At 63.1% G+C, this 16,005-nt stretch carries 15 protein-coding genes and 1 riboswitch; of the genes, 9 read left to right on the top strand and 6 right to left on the bottom strand.

What is annotated here, in order from left to right:
• Window positions 1–56: 56 nt before the first annotated feature.
• Window positions 57–1,433 carry a DUF1329 domain-containing protein gene (locus tag KXR72_RS10490; protein WP_437421050.1) on the bottom strand — a complete coding sequence of 459 codons (1,377 nt, stop codon included), beginning with the start codon at window positions 1,431–1,433 and terminating at the stop codon, window positions 57–59.
• Between the two features lie 382 nt (window positions 1,434–1,815).
• Between KXR72_RS10490 and KXR72_RS10485 the strand changes: the two genes are divergently transcribed.
• Entirely contained in the window at window positions 1,816–2,094 is a 279-nt protein-coding gene (locus KXR72_RS10485; RefSeq protein WP_437421049.1) for a hypothetical protein, read from the top strand.
• 21 nt (window positions 2,095–2,115) lie between these two features.
• Here the strand turns inward: KXR72_RS10485 and KXR72_RS10480 are convergent, their stop codons facing one another.
• The gene (locus tag KXR72_RS10480) at window positions 2,116–3,282 is read right to left on the bottom strand and encodes a 1-acyl-sn-glycerol-3-phosphate acyltransferase (protein WP_437421048.1); all 1,167 of its coding nucleotides are present in this window, start codon (window positions 3,280–3,282) and stop codon (window positions 2,116–2,118) included.
• An 85-nt stretch (window positions 3,283–3,367) separates the two neighbouring features.
• On the opposite strand from KXR72_RS10480, the gene KXR72_RS10475 reads away from it, so the two are divergent.
• The 4 genes from KXR72_RS10475 (at window position 3,368) to KXR72_RS10460 (ending at window position 5,398) form a co-directional block, all read left to right on the top strand.
• Window positions 3,368–3,550 carry a CPXCG motif-containing cysteine-rich protein gene (locus KXR72_RS10475; protein WP_437421047.1) on the top strand — a complete coding sequence of 61 codons (183 nt, stop codon included), beginning with the start codon at window positions 3,368–3,370 and terminating at the stop codon, window positions 3,548–3,550.
• Window positions 3,550–3,810: a putative signal transducing protein gene (locus KXR72_RS10470; protein ID WP_437421046.1), complete on the top strand. Its 261-nt coding sequence runs from the start codon at window positions 3,550–3,552 to the stop codon at window positions 3,808–3,810. The genes KXR72_RS10475 and KXR72_RS10470 overlap by 1 nt, the downstream gene beginning before the upstream one ends.
• A gap of 47 nt (window positions 3,811–3,857) precedes the next feature.
• Window positions 3,858–4,478 (top strand): SOS response-associated peptidase, encoded by a 621-nt coding sequence (locus KXR72_RS10465; protein ID WP_437421045.1) that lies wholly within the window; start codon window positions 3,858–3,860, stop codon window positions 4,476–4,478.
• Between the two features lie 104 nt (window positions 4,479–4,582).
• Entirely contained in the window at window positions 4,583–5,398 is an 816-nt protein-coding gene (locus tag KXR72_RS10460; protein ID WP_437421044.1) for a M48 family metallopeptidase, read from the top strand.
• Window positions 5,399–5,419: 21 nt separating this feature from the next.
• Here KXR72_RS10460 and KXR72_RS10455 read toward each other — a convergent pair whose 3' ends face one another.
• The 4 genes from KXR72_RS10455 to KXR72_RS10440 all read right to left on the bottom strand — a co-directional run bounded on the left by KXR72_RS10455 (window position 5,420) and on the right by KXR72_RS10440 (window position 8,811).
• The gene (locus KXR72_RS10455; RefSeq protein WP_437421043.1) at window positions 5,420–5,863 is read right to left on the bottom strand and encodes an ester cyclase; all 444 of its coding nucleotides are present in this window, start codon (window positions 5,861–5,863) and stop codon (window positions 5,420–5,422) included.
• Window positions 5,864–5,946: 83 nt separating this feature from the next.
• A complete protein-coding gene (locus tag KXR72_RS10450) occupies window positions 5,947–6,534 on the bottom strand; it encodes a TMEM165/GDT1 family protein (protein WP_437421042.1) in 588 nt (195 codons plus the stop codon).
• A gap of 12 nt (window positions 6,535–6,546) precedes the next feature.
• Window positions 6,547–6,747, bottom strand: a riboswitch (yybP-ykoY riboswitch).
• A gap of 40 nt (window positions 6,748–6,787) precedes the next feature.
• Window positions 6,788–7,789: a methyltransferase gene (locus KXR72_RS10445; RefSeq protein ID WP_437421041.1), complete on the bottom strand. Its 1,002-nt coding sequence runs from the start codon at window positions 7,787–7,789 to the stop codon at window positions 6,788–6,790.
• Between the two features lie 59 nt (window positions 7,790–7,848).
• Window positions 7,849–8,811, bottom strand: coding sequence for a 2-hydroxyacid dehydrogenase (locus KXR72_RS10440; protein WP_437421040.1), 963 nt, complete (start codon window positions 8,809–8,811; stop codon window positions 7,849–7,851).
• A gap of 62 nt (window positions 8,812–8,873) precedes the next feature.
• Between KXR72_RS10440 and KXR72_RS10435 the strand changes: the two genes are divergently transcribed.
• The 4 genes from KXR72_RS10435 (at window position 8,874) to KXR72_RS10420 (ending at window position 15,967) form a co-directional block, all read left to right on the top strand.
• Window positions 8,874–9,506, top strand: a complete 633-nt coding sequence (locus KXR72_RS10435) for a LysE family translocator (protein WP_437421039.1) — start codon at window positions 8,874–8,876, stop codon at window positions 9,504–9,506.
• Window positions 9,507–9,600: 94 nt separating this feature from the next.
• Window positions 9,601–11,283: a fatty acid--CoA ligase gene (locus KXR72_RS10430; protein ID WP_437421038.1), complete on the top strand. Its 1,683-nt coding sequence runs from the start codon at window positions 9,601–9,603 to the stop codon at window positions 11,281–11,283.
• A gap of 184 nt (window positions 11,284–11,467) precedes the next feature.
• Window positions 11,468–12,124, top strand: coding sequence for an OmpA family protein (locus KXR72_RS10425; protein WP_437421037.1), 657 nt, complete (start codon window positions 11,468–11,470; stop codon window positions 12,122–12,124).
• Window positions 12,125–12,277: 153 nt separating this feature from the next.
• Window positions 12,278–15,967, top strand: coding sequence for a CHASE domain-containing protein (locus tag KXR72_RS10420; protein ID WP_437421036.1), 3,690 nt, complete (start codon window positions 12,278–12,280; stop codon window positions 15,965–15,967).
• The last annotated feature ends 38 nt before the right edge of the window (window positions 15,968–16,005 follow it).

Genomic DNA, 16,005 nt, shown 5'->3' with positions numbered 1-16,005 from the left:
CGCAAACGCCCCGACTCGAATCGGGGCGTTTTTGTTTCAGGCCTAGACCTGGGTGATCAGCGCACGCCGGAATTGCGCAGCGCCGCTGGTGTGTACTGGTTCGAGTTGGCCTTGTAGTTGTAGGTGTAGGGGTTCTTTTCCTCGTTCTTCATGCCCATCACCAGGTAGCGGCCGGACACCAGGTCGTACAGCGTTTCCATGGCATACAGCGGGACCTGGGCGTTGTAGATGTACTCGGCATGTGCCTCGGCAACCCGCCAGAGGGTATTACGGCCGTCGTAGTGGTCGATGACCGCAGCTTGCCATGTGTCTTCGTCGATGAAGAAGTGGCGCTTGGCGTAGATGTGGCGCTCGCCTGGCTTCAAGGTCGCCTCGACTTCCCACACGCGATGCAACTCGTAGCGGGTCAGGTCCTGGTTGATGTGCCCGGGCTGGATGATGTCGCTGTACTTGAGCTGCGGCGAGTCGAGTCGGTAGGCGTTGTAAGGGATGTACATTTCCTTCTTACCGACCAGCTTCCACTCGTAGCGGTCCGGCGCGCCGTTGAACATGTCCAGGTTATCCGAGGTGCGCAGGCCGTCGGACGCAGTGCCAGGGCCATCGTAGGCGACCTGCGGGGCGCGGCGCACGCGGCGTTGACCAGCGTTGTAGATCCACGCCATGCGCGGCTCCTTAACCTGGTCGAGCGTCTCGTGCACGAGCAATACGTTACCGGCCAGGCGGGAGGGTTCAGTGACCTGCTGCTTGAAGTAGAAGAGCACGTTGCCGTGCTTTTCCGGGTTGTAGTCGGTCAGGGTGTCCGTATAGACCACCTCGTCGACGAATTTCACCAGACTGTAGCTGCCGTTTACCTGCGGGGTTGCCTGGGCAACGGTGCGGCGCGCCGAACCGCCACGGTAGCGAGTGATGTGGTTCCAGACGACTTCCAGCCCGTCCTTGGGTATCGGGAAGGCGACGGCGGTATCGAAGTTTTCCAGCCCGTTGCCGCCGCGTACCAGTTGGGCCTGGGTGGCGTTCTTCGCCGCAGCATCGTAGATGCGCTGCGGCATTGCAGCGCTGCGGCGTGTTTCATACACCGGGAGACGATAGGTGTCGGGGTAGCGCTTGAGCATGGCGATCTGGCCGGGGCTCAGGTTGTCTTTGTATTGCTCGTAGTTCTGCGCCGTGATGGTGAACTTCGGCTTGTCGTCCGGGTAGGGGTCGCTGACGAACCCGTCGGCCGTGACCGGCGCGGCGTCGCTCGCAAGCCCGCCGGTCCAGGCAGGGATGGTGCCCGCCGCGTTTCCCGCCATTTCTGCCCCGATGGGCGTCAAGCTCTTGCCGAGCTTCGCGGCATCGGCCTCGGGAACGGCCGCCATGGCTGGACTTGCCAGCAGTGCGCTGGCCAGCAGGGAGAGTGAGAGAGCCCCCGTCTTCACGAAATTCTTGTTCATTGTTCTGTCCTGTTTGTGCGGTGCCGCTCATGCGCGAATGCATGCCTGCGGTGTGCGGAGCTGTGTCTCGCCGGCGCTGCATCATCATTTAAGATGGCGAGGCCGTGCCCGATCGTGGCAGTCCCGCCTGGCATTGAGTCAGGCGCATGCTCTATTTCGGCTATTTCGGGCAAATCGAGGGTGGAGCCGGAACCGAATATATGTCAATCGCAGCCAGGCGACCTACAGGCATAAACGGCGTAAATACCCGACAAATTGCCAGCTCGGGCGTCATGGGTGTTTGGTCGGGAAAAAAGCCGGCTGCTGCCGGGCTCCGGTAGACTCTCGCGCCGCCCTGGCACCGCCGGGGCCTGAATACCCGTTTTGTGCGGTGGAGGTTCGGTTGTCACTGCAGATCGACATGTCCGGGTTAGCGAGCCTTGCCTGGCTGCTCAACTCGATGGCCTTGCTCATTGCCCTGGCCGGGAGCTGGCTGCTCGTGGCCACTCGCTGGCGGCGACAGTTGTCCGGCGCGCGGCTGCACCTGGCGGAGAGCCGCGTCGAGACCTCGACCGACCCTCAGCGGCTAGGGACCGGGCGAGTGGACCGCTTCTTCTATGCCTTCGGCTTTGCCAGCCTTGGCCTGGCATGGCTATTGTCCACGGCGACCCGGCTGGTCTAGCCGACCCGCCGGGACCAGGCGTCAGAGGCTGAGGCCTGCCTTGATGCGGTGCTGGTTGCGCACTGGCGTGGCGTACTGCTGGATGAGGTAGGGTTGCTGCACGCTTGGGCAGGCCGCGAGGCGCCTGCCCCACTCGGCCTCGGCTCGGGCGATTTCCGCCGCGCCAAACAGGTCACCTACAGCCGGCACCGGCAGGTCGGGATCGCGACCGTCCCAGAGCTGATACGCCAGGTAGTTGACCGGGAACAGCCGGTAGTCGCACAGAATCTGGCGGTCGATATCGGCCGCCAGCTGTTTGGGATCGTCCGGTACATCAGTGATAGGCGTACCGAAACTGACATGCACACGGCCCTTGTAGCCAGTGATGCCGAGCGCGATGCTGGTGTCATCCTCGCCTGCGGCTTTGGTGTAGCCTCCGGTGGTAGCGCGGATGTAGAGCTCGCGCGCCTTGGCCTGATCGCAGGGGTCGTACTCGTAGCTAATCGAGACCGGGGTCGGGCGCAGGGCCGATAGAGCCTCGGAGAACGGCTCCTCCTTGCGGCTCATATGCAGCATCTTGAGGATCGCCGAATCGGTGCGATCATCGCCATCCTTGGCGCGCCCCTCGGCCTGAGCGATCCAGATGGACTCGCCGTCGTTGCGGATCGAGTGGTTGATGTAGGCCGATAGCACCTGGTAAGCCGCGAGTTTTTCACGTCGGGCGGTGATCGACCGGCGGACGATGAAGCTCTTGTTCAGACGCATCAGGTCGCTGACGAAAGGCCGCTGGAGCAGGTTGTCACCAATGGCGATGCGCGGTGTGCGCATGCGTGCCTGGAACACGGCATAGTTCACGAAGGCCGGGTCCATGACGATATCGCGATGATTGGCCAGGAACAGATAGGCGCAGCCAGGCTTGAGTTTTTCGACCCCCGAGTAAGTCACGCCGTCGGTAGCACGCTCGATGGTGCGATCCAGGTACATCTCGATGCGTGCTTGCAGCGTGTCCACCGAATCGATACCGGCGAATTCGCGCCGCAGCCGTTGCGCTATAAGCGGTTTGAGGGCCCAGCCCATGGGGCCGGCCAGCCGCGGGAAGCGAAAGTGGGCCAGAATGTCGAGGAACTCCCGGTCGGCGAACAGTCGCGCCATCACGGCAGGGACTTCGGCGTCGGCATAGGGTCGGATGGCTTCGAATTCGTCCATCATGCTCTCTGAAAGGAAACGACTGGATAGCCCCAAGGGACTTGAGGCAGGACGGCGATTATAGCGGCAACTCAGGCAGGAGACGCTGATGCTCGAGACACAGAACTACCAATGCCCCTATTGCGGCGAAGGCGTCGAGGCCGTGCTCGACCTGAGCGGTGGCGACCAGCATTACATCGAAGACTGCGCGGTGTGTTGCAGGCCCATCGTCTTCGACCTGCGGACCGATGGCAACGACTGGCATCTCGAGGTGTTCAGGGAGGACGAGTGATGCAGCGCATCTATGAGCCGCGGGATTTGCTGGAGGCGCAGATGCTCAGCGGCATGCTGGCAGCTGAGGGTATCGACGTCTTTCTCGCCGGCAGCCACCTCATCGGCGCGATGGGAGAGCTTCCGGCGACGGGGTTGTTGGCGCTGATGGCGGCTGACGAGGAGGCCGAGCGGGCGCGGCACCTGATCGCCGAGTACAATGGCGCCGAACCGCTGCCCGGTGACGAACCCGAAAGCTATCCGGGCGAGTTGATCTGCTAGTTGTCGACGGGGCGCTGTCCCGCTCGACTTGATGACGAGTCCTGCCCATGTGCGGCCGCTTTGCCCTGTTTCGCTGGAGTCCAGCTTTCGCCGCCTTGCCTGGCTGTCCTGCGGACCTGACGCCGCACTGGAGCCTGGCGCCGGGTGCTTCCGTTTTGTTGCTGCGCCAGGAAAAAGGCGACCTGAGCCTGGCCCGCGCACGCTGGGGACTGACGCCGGCCTGGATGACCGACTTCTCGCGAACGCCCGCGCAGGCGCGTGCCGAAACGCTTGCCGAGCAGCCCCTGTTTCGCGAGGCCTTTCGCCAGCGACGGGGTGCGTTGCCGGCGAATGGTTTTTACGAATGGCGCGGTACGGCGCGCAAGCGCCCTTATTGGATGACCGCTGAAGGATCGCTGATGTATTTCGCGGCCGTCTGGGAAGCCTATCCGGTCCAGGGCCATACCTACCTGAGTACTGCGGTCGTTACCCTGCCGGCGGCCAACCAGCGCCGTCCGCTGCTGCTGGATGAGGCGAGCCTGGCCGCCTGGCTCGATCCCGAGACGCCCATCGATACGTTGCAACAGCTGTTCAGCGCTCCTCAGATGCCGTTGCGCGAACGGCCCCTGGCGACTCTGGTCAACGATCCGAAACTGGATGCGCCGGAGTGCCTGACCCCAGCGAACTGATGTGCGTGGCGTCACCGTTTGGGTCAGCGGGTTATCGGCAGCTGCGGTTGCCGGGCGTCGGGCGTCGCTCTAGCATACGGCGCAGATTCCCATGGAGACGCGACATGCTCAGGTTGCACTCAGCCCCCGTTTGCCTCGCAGCGGCGCTGCTCGTCGGCTGCCAGGCCGTCAATACCACCAGCGGTGGCGCCGTTGGCGTCGATCGCAAGCAGTACATGTTCAGCATGCTGTCGACCGATCAGGTCAACCAGATGTATGCCCAGTCCTATCAGCAAACCTTGAGCGAAGCGTCGCAAAAGGGCGTCTTGGAAAAGAACAGTGCGATCACCAAGCGCGTCAATACCATTGCGCAGCGGCTTATCGCGGAAGTGCGGGCCTTCAGGCCCGATGCCGCGCAGTGGAACTGGGAGGTCAACGTCATCGACAGCCCCGAGCTCAACGCCAACTGCGGGCCGGGTGGGAAGATCATCTTCTATACCGGTTTGATCGAGAAACTCGATCTGACCGACGATGAAATCGCCGCAGTCATGGGCCATGAGATCGCCCATGCACTGCGCGAGCACGGCCGTGAGGCGATGTCCAAGGCTTACGGCGTGCAGATGGCGACGCAGATCGGTTCGGCTATGGGCGTCGGGGACGGCAGCTTGCAGCTGGCCAATGTGGGTGTGCAGTACCTGATGACCCTGCCCAACAGCCGCAGCAACGAGAACGAGGCCGACCTGATCGGCCTGGAACTGGCCGCCCGTGCCGGCTACAACCCGAATGCCGCGGTCAGCCTGTGGAAGAAGATGGCTGCCGCGGGCGGCTCCGCACCGCCGGAATTTCTCAGCACTCACCCGTCGTCGAGCAGCCGGACCCAGGCATTGCAGTCGACCATTCCAAAAGTGATGCCGCTTTACGAGCAGAACCGCAAGCGTTGAGCCAGTAGCCCGCCAATCCGATCAGATTGGCGGGAGCTTGAAGGGGACGGGGCTCTCCATGCCCAACAACGCGCGCGCGCCCTCGAGGTCGAAGAGCGTGCTCAGTTCGTCGATATCGCCGTTCGGGTTGAGCGTCCAGATGGACATGGCGGCTACGGAGAGAATCTTGCCATTGGGTTCGTGCCCGAACACAGGCTTGGCCAGCGTGCCGAACAAGGTGCTCGAAGTCACCACCCGGTTGCCTTCGCTCAGGCATTCGTCGACGACCACCTCAAGATCCGGTATCGCCAGGCGGACCTCGCGCACGATCATCGCGAAGCCGGCGCTGTTGGCCGGCTGCGCGATGAATGAACTCTTGTAGATGAAGTAACGGCTTTGCAGCTGTTCAGCCAATGCCAGGCGACCTTTGCTCCAGCTGAGGTCGATGTGCTGGCGAACCCTCCGTTTTCGTTCTTCTGGTGACATTCCGCCCGTTCTCCCCTCTGCCGCCAGGTGCGGCGAACGCGCACTCTAGCAGCAGTGTGGGCCGCGGCGACTTGCGCTGAGTATCAGACTGGAAGCGTGCCGCTCAGGGTAAGGGCCTCGTACGCGGCATAGCCTGCCAGAGCGGCGAAGCCAATTGCCGCAATGCGACGAATCAGCGTCAACGGCATCCGGTCGGCCGCGAAATTGCCAGCCAGCACCACCGGTACGTTGGCGATCAGCATGCCCAGCGTGGTGCCGATGATCACCAGCCAGAAGTCCGGATATTGTGCGGCGAGCATGACGGTCGCGACCTGGGTCTTGTCGCCCATCTCCGCCAGGAAGAAGGCGATCAGTGTCGCCATGAACGGTCCGAACCGAACCCCGCGCGAGGCCTCGTCGTCTTCCAGTTTGTCCGGTACTAGCGTCCACAGCGCGACCGCCGCGAAGGAGGCGGCGAGAATCCAGCTCAGCATTACCGGGGAGAGCGCGGACGATACCCAGTTGCCGATTGCGCCGGCGGCGGCATGATTGGCGAGGGTTGCGACAACGATGCCCCAGATGATCGGCCACGGTCGCCGATAGCGGGCGGCCAACAGCAACGCGAGCAACTGCGTCTTGTCGCCGATTTCGGCGAGCGCAACGATCAGCGTGGGGATATAGAAGGATTCCAACGAGACTTCCTTGCAGGGGCGGGTCGACTAAAAACACCATGACACGCACAGCCTGCCCGCCCCGGGTCAGGTATACGTGTCATGGGTCTTGTCAAACCGCGCGCGGTCGTAGAGCCGCGCGGGTCGCATGCGCCATGGTCTGCGGACCAAGTATGTTGACGCATGCCGGGCGAGCGGAGGGCTCGCCGGAGACTACTCCCCCTGGACGGGCGCGAGTGTGCCGAACGGTGACCCGTTGTGCAAGTGCCGCAGGCTAGTGCTCGCGGCGGGCACTGTAGATGCGGAACCCGCTCGCCTCGGTCACTGTGTCACAACGGCCTAGGCTGGCCTCGATCAAAGGCGGGTATTTGAGGAAGGCATTGGCGACCAGGCGCAGTTCGCCGCCGAGGCGCAGGTGGCTGGCAGCGCGACGCAGCAGGTTTTCAGTGGCTTGGTAGTGTGTATGCACCCCTTGGTGAAAAGGCGGGTTGCTGATGATTGCGCTGCAATCGCTCGGCGCGGCATCGATGCCATCCCCTGCGATCACGTGGCCTTGCAAACCATTGGCGGCCAGCGTCTGGCGGCTGCTCTCGATTGCAAAGGCGTCAACGTCCAGCAGGACCAGCTCGCTATCAGGATAGCGGCGCTTGAGACAGGCACCGACGATGCCTGCGCCGCAGCCGAAGTCCAGCAGGCGGCCATCAGGCAAGCCGTCCAGGTGATCGAGCAGCAGGGCGGTGCCGCGATCCAGTCGACCATGGCTGAACACACCCGGCAGGCTGACGACGTCCAGGGAACCGTCGGCCAGCGGCAGGCTAAACCGTTGGGCCAGCCGTAGCAGATCGGGCGGGGCAGGGCAGTTCGTCACTCGGACCTGCCAGAGCTGGCAATGACGCGCACTGTCGAGCTTGCGTGCCTGGCCGAACGCCCCGAGCTGCTTGGCTGCGCGCTCAATGCCAGCGCGCTTTTCGCCGACCAGATAGAGCATTTGCCCGTCAAGCCTGGCCGCCAATGCCTGGAGCAGGTAATCGGTCAGCTCGCGTGATTTAGGGAGAAAGAGAACTGCTGTCTCGAACGGGCTTGATGGCGCGTCGACGCCGAACACGCAGCGATCGGCAAAGCGCGCCTGCAATTGCTGATGCTCGCCGGCATGCCAAGACCAGCCGTGCGCCTGAGGTAGCTGGCCGAGCAGGTCGTCGGCTGGCAGTCCGGCCAGGAGCAAATGCCCTGTGAACAGCTCGGCCTGGCGCAGCAACACTTCGCTTCGCGGATCCATGGATGCCTCCGGCAAAAGCGGCCGAGCTTAGCAGTCAGCCCGCAGCGACAGAAGGTCCGTTAATTGACTTGGCGCTTCGGCGAGCCGGAGAAGAACGCCTGTGCGTTGTCGCTCAGCTGACCGACGATCCGCTGGCGCGCCTCGCGACTGCCCCAGGCGCTGTGCGGCGTCACGATCAGGCGCGGCACGTCCGCGGCGAGCAGCGGGTTGTCGTTGCTGGGTGGCTCGCTGGTCAGCACGTCGGTGGCGGCCCCGCCCAGGTGACCTCGGCGGAGCGTATCGGCCAGGGCCTGCTCGTCGATTAGACCGCCCCGTGCGGTGTTGATGACGAAGGCCGTGGGTTTCATCGCTTGTAACTGCTGGGCGCCGATCAGGTTGCGCGTATGCTCGGTCAGCGGACAGTGAAGCGTCAGCGCGTCGACCTGCGGCAGGAGCTCCTCAAGCGAGAGGCGATCCGCACGCGGCGGCCGGCCGGGCAGGTTACCGACCAGTACGCGCATGCCCAAGGCTTCGGCCAAGCGGGCAACAGCGCTCCCCAGCTCACCATGGCCGAGCACGCCTAGCGTCTTGTCCGCAAGCTCGACGATGGGAAAGTCGAGCAGGCAAAATTGTCCACTCTCCTGCCAGCGGCCGCGAGCCACGGCGGCCTGGTAATCTGGCAGGCGAGTCGCCAACGCCAGCAGCAGGGTCAAGGTGTGCTGGGCGACGGTCGCCGTGCCGTACGCCTGGCAATTGCAGACCGACACGCCGTGTTGCCGCGCGGCGTCGAGATCGACGTTGTTGACGCCAGTGGCGGCGACGAGCACCAGCTTCAGCTCAGGGCAGGCAGCGAACACCGCTGCGTTCAGGTTGACCTTGTTGATGATTGCCACCTGGGCGCCCTGCAGGCGTTCGATGACATCCTCTTCGGCAGTCTGTGCGTGGCAGGTCAATGCGTCGAAAGCCGCCTGCAGCGGAGCCAGGTCGAGGTCGCCCTGGTCGAGCGGGGAAAGGTCGAGAAAAACGGCGCGGCGGTTGCTCATGAACTTTACTCGTATGAAATCAGCGGGCTGATGGCCCGCTCCGAAATTGACGGAGTCGATCGATGTACTGGACCGAGTTTCTCACAGTTGCCCTGGTGCACTTGCTGGCAGTGGCCAGCCCCGGGCCCGACTTTGCCGTGGTGGTGCGCGAAAGCGTGACGCGCGGGCAGCGAAGCGGCACTTGGATGGCCATGGGCGTGGGCAGCGGCATCCTCGTTCACGTTGGGTATTCGCTGCTCGGGATTGGTCTGATCGTCTCGCAGTCCATCGTCCTGTTCAACTTGTTCAAATGGCTGGCGGCCGGCTACCTGTTCTGGCTCGGCTTCCAGGCCCTGCGGTCCAAGCCAATGCCAGCGGCCGAAGCGTTGGACGGCGGTGTTCCGGTTGAGCCGCGCCCGGCGCGGCGGGCGTTCATGGTCGGCTTCGTCACCAACGGGCTGAACCCCAAGGCGACGCTGTTTTTCCTCTCTCTATTCACGGTGGTTATCGACCCTCATACCCCCCTCGCGGTTCAGGCTGGCTATGGGTTATACCTGGCTTGCGCTACAGCCGTGTGGTTCAGCGTGGTGGCCTGGCTGTTCAGCCGCGCACGCATTCGCGCCGGGTTTGCTCGTATGGGGCACTGGTTCGACCGGGTGACCGGGGTCGTGCTGGTCGGATTGGGGATTCGCCTGGCTGCCAGCGAACTGACCTGAACGCCGCGAGCGAGTCACGGCGGTTCGAATGCATGCCGGCGACGCCTGCATGGCAAACGCGAGTACTTCATAACATCTATAACAGGAAGCCCTCATGCTGCAGACCCGAGTGATCAAGCCCGCCGAGAATGCCTACCAGTACCCGCTGCTGATCAAGCGCCTCCTCATGTCCGGGCAGCGGTACGAGCGCAGCCGCGAGATCGTCTACCGCGACCGGTTGCGCTTCGACTATCGCGAGCTCAACCGGCGCGTTGCGCGCCTGGCCAACGTCCTGACCAGCATCGGAGTAAAGCCGGGCGACACGGTCGCGGTGATGGATTGGGACAGCCATCGCTATCTCGAGTGCATGTTTGCCATTCCGATGATTGGTGCTGTGGTGCATACCATCAACGTGCGCCTGTCGCCCGAACAGATTCTGTACACCATGAATCATGCCGAGGACCGGTTCGTCCTCGTCAACAGCGAGTTCGCACCGCTTTATCAGGCAATCGCCGGGCAACTGACCACCGTTGAAAAAACGCTGCTGATCACTGACTCGGATGAGGCAGGGAGCGAGCTGCCTGACTGCGTAGGTGAATACGAACGTCTGCTGGCGGCGGCCTCGTCCGAGTACGACTTCCCAGACTTCGACGAAGACTCGGTGGCCACCACCTTCTATACAACCGGCACCACGGGCGACCCCAAGGGCGTCTACTTCACTCATCGCCAGCTTGTCCTGCACACGCTGGCGGCCGCGGTGACAGTCGGTTGCCGCGAGAACCCGACGTTGATGAGCAGCGGCGACGTTTACATGCCGATAACGCCGATGTTTCACGTCCACGCCTGGGGCCTGCCCTACGTCGCGACGATGATGGGCCTCAAGCAGGTCTATCCCGGACGTTACGATCCTGAGCTGCTGATCGAGCTGTGGCGCCGCGAGCAGGTGACCTTCTCTCACTGCGTGCCGACGATCGTGCAGATGCTGCTCAACGCCAAGGCGGCGCAGGGTGTCGACTTCGAGGGGTGGAAAATTACCATCGGCGGCAGCGCCCTGACGCGTGGCCTGTACGAGGCGGCACGTGGCTGCGGCATGCAGCTGATCGCCGCTTACGGGATGTCAGAAACCTGCCCGTTGATTTCCGGTGCGCATATCAATGACGAGTTGCTCGCCGCGAGCGATGACGAGCAGGTGACCTACCGGTTGAAGGCAGGCGTGCCGGTGGTGCTCGTCGACGCAGCGATCCAGGCCCCAGATGGCAGCTTCTTGCCCGCCGATGGCACCTCGCAGGGCGAACTGGTACTGCGCGCACCGTGGCTCACGCAGTGCTACGCCGGCAACCCGCAGAAAAGCGAAGAGCTGTGGGCCGGGGGCTGGCTGCATACCGGCGACGTCGCGACGCTGGATGACATGGGCAACATTGATATTCGTGACCGCATCAAGGATGTCATCAAGACCGGCGGGGAGTGGATATCGTCGTTGTCCCTGGAGGGTCTGATCAGCCGACATGAAGCCGTGCGCGACGTGGCCGTCGTCGGCGTCCCGGATGACCGCTGGGGCGAACGGCCTTTCGCGCTGCTGGTGCTGTGCCCTGGACAGTCGCTGGACGCACGTGCACTGCAGGCTTTTCTCGAGCCTGCCGTGGCGCAGGGGCACATCAACAAATGGGCGATCCCGCAGCAAATTGCTGTGGTCGACGACATCCCCAAGACCAGCGTCGGCAAGTTGGACAAAAAGCGCATTCGTGTGGATATCGCGCGCTGGCTGGCGGAGGGGCACAGCGCGATCTCCTCGGTCTAGCGTCCGCGCCCTGCATCGTTGGGGTGCGTCATTTCCAGGTGTTGCCTTACGGGTAGCGCTAATGGCGGCTTCGTCGGCCCGTTCCGGTTATTGCGCCGGGACGGGTGTTAACCTAGCCGCGCTTTTAAGCCGGCCGGTGCCGCTTCGCGCCCCGGCAGACGTCTCGGAGATGAAGGAAGTACCCATGAAGAAGTTCAGCAATCTCACCGCAATCGCCGCCACGCTCGCCCTGCTGGTCGGCTGCACCAACAACCCGTACACCAACGAGCGTGAAGCCGGCAAGGCGGGCATTTATGGCGGGATCGGCGCGGTCAGTGGCGCCGTCATCGGCGCGGCGACCTCCAGCAAAAAGGACCGCGCCAAGGGTGCCTTGATTGGTGCTGCGGTGGGTGGAGCAGCAGGCGGCGGTTATGGTTACTACGTCGATACCCAGGAAGCCAAGCTGCGCCAGACGCTGCAGGGCACTGGCGTCCAGGTGCAGCGCAACGGCGACAACCTAACGCTGATCATGCCCGGCAATATCACTTTCGCCAGCAATTCGGCTGACATTTCCAGCAGCTTCTATCCGACGCTCAATTCGCTGGTTCAGGTGTTCAAGGAGTTCAACAAGAACGGCGTGGACATCGTAGGCCATACTGATAGCACCGGCTCGCAGCAACTTAACCAGGACCTTTCGAACCGACGTGCGCGCAGCGTGGCGGCGTACCTCGAAGGTAACGGTGTAGCTGCATCGCGCATTACCGCTTATGGCGCTGCTTCCAGCCAGCCGATCGCAAGCAACGATAGCGCGGCCGGCCGTGCGCAGAACCGCCGCGTCGAGATCAATTTGCGTCCGCTGTAAGCATTCAAACAAAGCGAGATCAGCAAACGATTTCGCTTTGTCATTTTAGTGACGTCAGTTTTACATCCATCTTTCCGTCTTACGGAACCTCTCGGCGATTAACGACTCTGAAGCTCGTGACAGCGAGCCATGTAGTGGCACTGAGGAGGTCGAATGGAAGATCGTTCCGCTCTCCATTCTCGCAAGCCTTGGCTGCCATTAATGGTGACGTTGGCCTTGATGGCAGGGCTCGGAGGATGGGTCGGCTGGCAATGGCATGTTCAAGAATCGCGCATTCGCAACGAACAGGTGCAGCGCTTCAATCTTGCAGTCAATGACATCGAAAGCACGCTGCGCGAGCGCATGCGCGCCTACGAGATGGTCATGCGTGGCATGGCGGGCCTGTTCATCGGCAGTGACGAGGTGTCGCTCGATGACTGGAACCGCGCCTCCGACCAGCTTCAATTGCAGGATTTCTACCCTGGCATACAGGCGCTAGCCCTCTCGCGTTACGCGCGCCCCGATACCTTTGCCGATGTGTTGCGGCGCATCCGTGCAAATGGGCGTGAAAGCTTTCGCATGTTTCCTGCGGGGCAGCGCGACGAATATCTGATCACCGATTACATTCACCCGCTCGACTGGCGCAATCGCCGGGTAGTGGGATTCGACTTGATGAGCGAGGAAACTCGACGCGAGGCGATCACCGCTGCACGAAACATCGGTTCGCCCATGTTGACCGGACCTATCCGGCTCAAACAGGAAACAGAGGAAAACGCTCAGGTCGGCATGCTGCTTTTCATGCCGCTGTACCGGGCCGGCGCGCCCGTGACCACTCTGGAGGAGCGCCAAGCGGCGTTCGCTGGAGCTTTGCATAGCGCGTTCCGGCTGACTGACCTGATGGAGGGCGTTGTTGGATCGCGCAGCAAGCTGTTCCAGATGCAGCTGTTCGATGCCGGTGCTCCCGATGAGCCGCTGTTGGTCGGCCGCGCACCGGTGAGCCGTGATGCCGGTTTTCATCGAATTCGCAATATCTACATGTATGGCCGTAGCTGGCAGCTTGAAGTTGCCAGCACGCCGGAATACGAGGCGATCCTACGCAGCTCCGGCCGCGCGTTCAGCCTGCTCGCCGCGATGACCGCGGCGTTGCTGTTCTCCCTGCTGATCGGCGGCTATCTGTTCGTGCGCGAACGCGCCCTGCGCAGCAGCCAGATGCTCAGCGAGCAACTGCAGGAGCGCGAGGCGCGCTTTCGCCAGTTGATCGAACAACTGCCCGTGGCGACCCTGCTGTGCAATGCCAACGGCCGCATCGAGCTTGCCAACCAGAGCGCGGCCACACTTCTCGGTAGCACCGCCGGTCTGCTCGCCGGCGAGCGCCTCAATCGCTACGTACCGGGCGCGCTGGAGTCGCCGGAGCAGGCAGATGCGGGGCAACATGAACGCCAGGCACTGCGTGAGGATGGCAATGCCGTCCCGGTGTCGTTGAGCCTGACGAGCTTCAAGCGCGACGACGGGCTGCACCATTTGCTCAACCTCGTCGACCTGCAGCAGCGCAAGCGCGACGAAGAGCGCTTCCGCAACGTGGTCGAGGCGTCGCCAAACGCCTTCCTGCTGTTCGACCACGACGGCCGGATCGTCATGGTCAACCGCCAGACTGAGCTGCTGTTCGGGTACGAGCGCCAGCAACTGCTCGGGCAGCCGGTCGAGCTGCTGATCCCCGAGTCGATGCGCAAGACCTATTTCGAGATCCGCCATCGCCTGGTTCAGGAGCACGAGGCGCGCCTGGGCGACAATCGCGAGCTGTTCGGGCGCCACCGTGACGGGCGGCTGGTGCCGGTTGAGGTGGGCTTGTCGCCGCTGCGCAGCGGCGACGAGCAACTGATTCAGGCCGTGGTCATCGACATCAGCCACCGCAAGGCCGCCGAGCGGCGCCTGCGGGACCAGGCCAACGAACTGATGATTGCCAACCGCTACAAGTCGGAATTCCTCGCCAACATGTCGCATGAGTTGCGCACGCCGCTCAATAGCATCCTCATCCTCAGCGATCAGCTGCGGCAGAACGCGTCGAGCAACCTCAGCGAAAAGCAGGTCCGTCACGCCGACATCATCCATCGCGCCGGGCACGATCTCCTGCAGTTGATCAACGATGTGCTCGACCTGGCCAAGATCGAAGCCGGGCACATGCAGATCAAGGCCGAGCCGTTGAGCCTGGCCGAGCTGATGGTGGAGCTGACGTCGACGGTCGAGGCGCTGGCCGAGCAGAAAGGCCTGGTGCTGGAAACGGCCATCGCGCCGGATGTGCCAGCGGCCGTAATCAGCGACCGGACACGGTTGCATCAGATTTTGCGCAACCTGCTGACCAATGCTCTCAAGTTCACCGAGCAAGGCCGCGTCGACATCCTGGTCGAGCGCCAGGCCGGCGAGGAAGGGGCGGGCGATCGGTTGTTGTTTCGTGTCATCGACACGGGAATCGGCATCGCTGCCGAGGAGCATGAGCGGATCTTTCAGGCGTTTCAGCAGATCGACGGCTCGATCAGCCGGCAATACGGCGGTACGGGCCTGGGGCTGTCGATTGCCAAGCAGTTGGCCGAGGTGCTGGGCGGGGGTATCAGCTTGCAGAGCGAGCCCGGCAAGGGAGCCTGCTTCACGGTTGAATTGCCGCTGGTATCGGCCTCCGCACCGCAGGCCAGATCGGCGCCGCCGGCAGCGCGCCGGGGGCAGGGGCCGGGGCTGCTGATCGTCGAAGACGACGCCGACTTCGCCTCGGTGGTGGCCGAGGTGGGGCAGTCGCACGGTTTCCCCAGCGTCATCTGCGGGACTGGCCAGGACGGCCTTGAGGCGCTCGACCGTCAGCGATTCGCCGGCGTCATCCTCGACATCCTGTTGCCGGACATCAGCGGTTGGCAGGTCTACCGGACCTTGCGCGCCGATACTCGTCATCAGGGTATGCCGGTGTACGTTATCTCCTGCGTACCGCAGCCGCACAGCTGGAGCGACGACGATGCACGCTACCTGATCAAGCCAGTGGCGCAGGCCGAACTGGAGCGCCTGTTCATCGAGCTGGCCATGCAGGAGGCCAACCCGACGCGCCTTTTGTTGGTCGAGACCGACCCGGAGCGCCGTCGCCAGTTACGCGAGCATTTCGAGGCCATGGGCTACCGGGTCACCGATTGCGAGCGCAGCGAGGATGCGCGCCTGGCCTATGCACAGCAGCCGTTTGCGGTGCTGATCATCGATTTCGACCTGCCCGACGAAGACGGCCTGGACCTGCTCGACGCGCTCGACCGGCTGCGTTCGCTGAAGGATGTTCGGGTCGTCCTGAACAGCAAGAATCCACTATCCGAGCGAAATCTCGGAAGACTCCGACGCTATTCGTCGGTCGCCTTGTCAAAAACAGAAGGACTGGAGCATATGGACGATGCATTGAAGCCCCCCAAGGATTCGGCCTCGTTGGCCATCAATGAAATGGAACACCCTTTGCTTGGGCAGCGTGTGCTGCTGGTAGATCCCGACGTGCGGTCGATCTATGCCTTGAGCGGCCTGCTCGATGAGCAAGGATTGCAGGTGGTGCCCGCCACGGCAGGGGACGAGGCGCTGGAACGGTTCGAGGAAGATGCCTTCGATCTGGTTATCGTCGACCTGGCATTGCCCGAGGGTGGCGGCGCGGAGCTGATCGAGCGGCTTAGAAGCGACTATGGTTGTCAGGTGCCGATCGTGGCGCTCGCGATTGAGGCGGATCGTACGGAAGGTAGCGGCGGTACCCTGCCTGGTGTGGACGAGTGCCTGTCCAAGCCGGTCGATCGTAGCGAATTGGTGGCATTGCTGCGCCGTTGCCTCGGGGGCGACGGCGCTCCCCAGGAATCATGAGGAGACGCGTGTGACGCATCGTTCATGCCGGGCCAGGG

It is taken from the genome of Stutzerimonas chloritidismutans (assembly GCF_051486945.1).
In the GTDB taxonomy this organism is placed as follows: Bacteria; Pseudomonadota; Gammaproteobacteria; order Pseudomonadales; family Pseudomonadaceae; genus Stutzerimonas; species Stutzerimonas chloritidismutans_B.
The sequence above is the reverse complement of the archived record's forward strand: the minus strand, read 5'-3'. Positions and strand labels throughout refer to the sequence as shown.

Excerpts from the sequence above, each read along its gene's own strand:
- KXR72_RS10430 (WP_437421038.1), top strand. The coding sequence starts at position 9,601 with ATGCTGCAGACCCGAGTGATCAAGCCCGCCGAGAATGCCTACCAGTAC.
- KXR72_RS10425 (WP_437421037.1), top strand. The coding sequence starts at position 11,468 with ATGAAGAAGTTCAGCAATCTCACCGCAATCGCCGCCACGCTCGCCCTG.
- KXR72_RS10420 (WP_437421036.1), top strand. The coding sequence starts at position 12,278 with ATGGAAGATCGTTCCGCTCTCCATTCTCGCAAGCCTTGGCTGCCATTA.
- KXR72_RS10475 (WP_437421047.1), top strand. The coding sequence starts at position 3,368 with ATGCTCGAGACACAGAACTACCAATGCCCCTATTGCGGCGAAGGCGTC.
- KXR72_RS10440 (WP_437421040.1), bottom strand. The coding sequence starts at position 8,811 with ATGAGCAACCGCCGCGCCGTTTTTCTCGACCTTTCCCCGCTCGACCAG.
- KXR72_RS10465 (WP_437421045.1), top strand. The coding sequence starts at position 3,858 with ATGTGCGGCCGCTTTGCCCTGTTTCGCTGGAGTCCAGCTTTCGCCGCC.
- KXR72_RS10435 (WP_437421039.1), top strand. The coding sequence starts at position 8,874 with ATGTACTGGACCGAGTTTCTCACAGTTGCCCTGGTGCACTTGCTGGCA.
- KXR72_RS10460 (WP_437421044.1), top strand. The coding sequence starts at position 4,583 with ATGCTCAGGTTGCACTCAGCCCCCGTTTGCCTCGCAGCGGCGCTGCTC.
- KXR72_RS10490 (WP_437421050.1), bottom strand. The coding sequence starts at position 1,433 with ATGAACAAGAATTTCGTGAAGACGGGGGCTCTCTCACTCTCCCTGCTG.
- KXR72_RS10455 (WP_437421043.1), bottom strand. The coding sequence starts at position 5,863 with ATGTCACCAGAAGAACGAAAACGGAGGGTTCGCCAGCACATCGACCTC.
- KXR72_RS10470 (WP_437421046.1), top strand. The coding sequence starts at position 3,550 with ATGCAGCGCATCTATGAGCCGCGGGATTTGCTGGAGGCGCAGATGCTC.
- KXR72_RS10480 (WP_437421048.1), bottom strand. The coding sequence starts at position 3,282 with ATGATGGACGAATTCGAAGCCATCCGACCCTATGCCGACGCCGAAGTC.
- KXR72_RS10445 (WP_437421041.1), bottom strand. The coding sequence starts at position 7,789 with ATGGATCCGCGAAGCGAAGTGTTGCTGCGCCAGGCCGAGCTGTTCACA.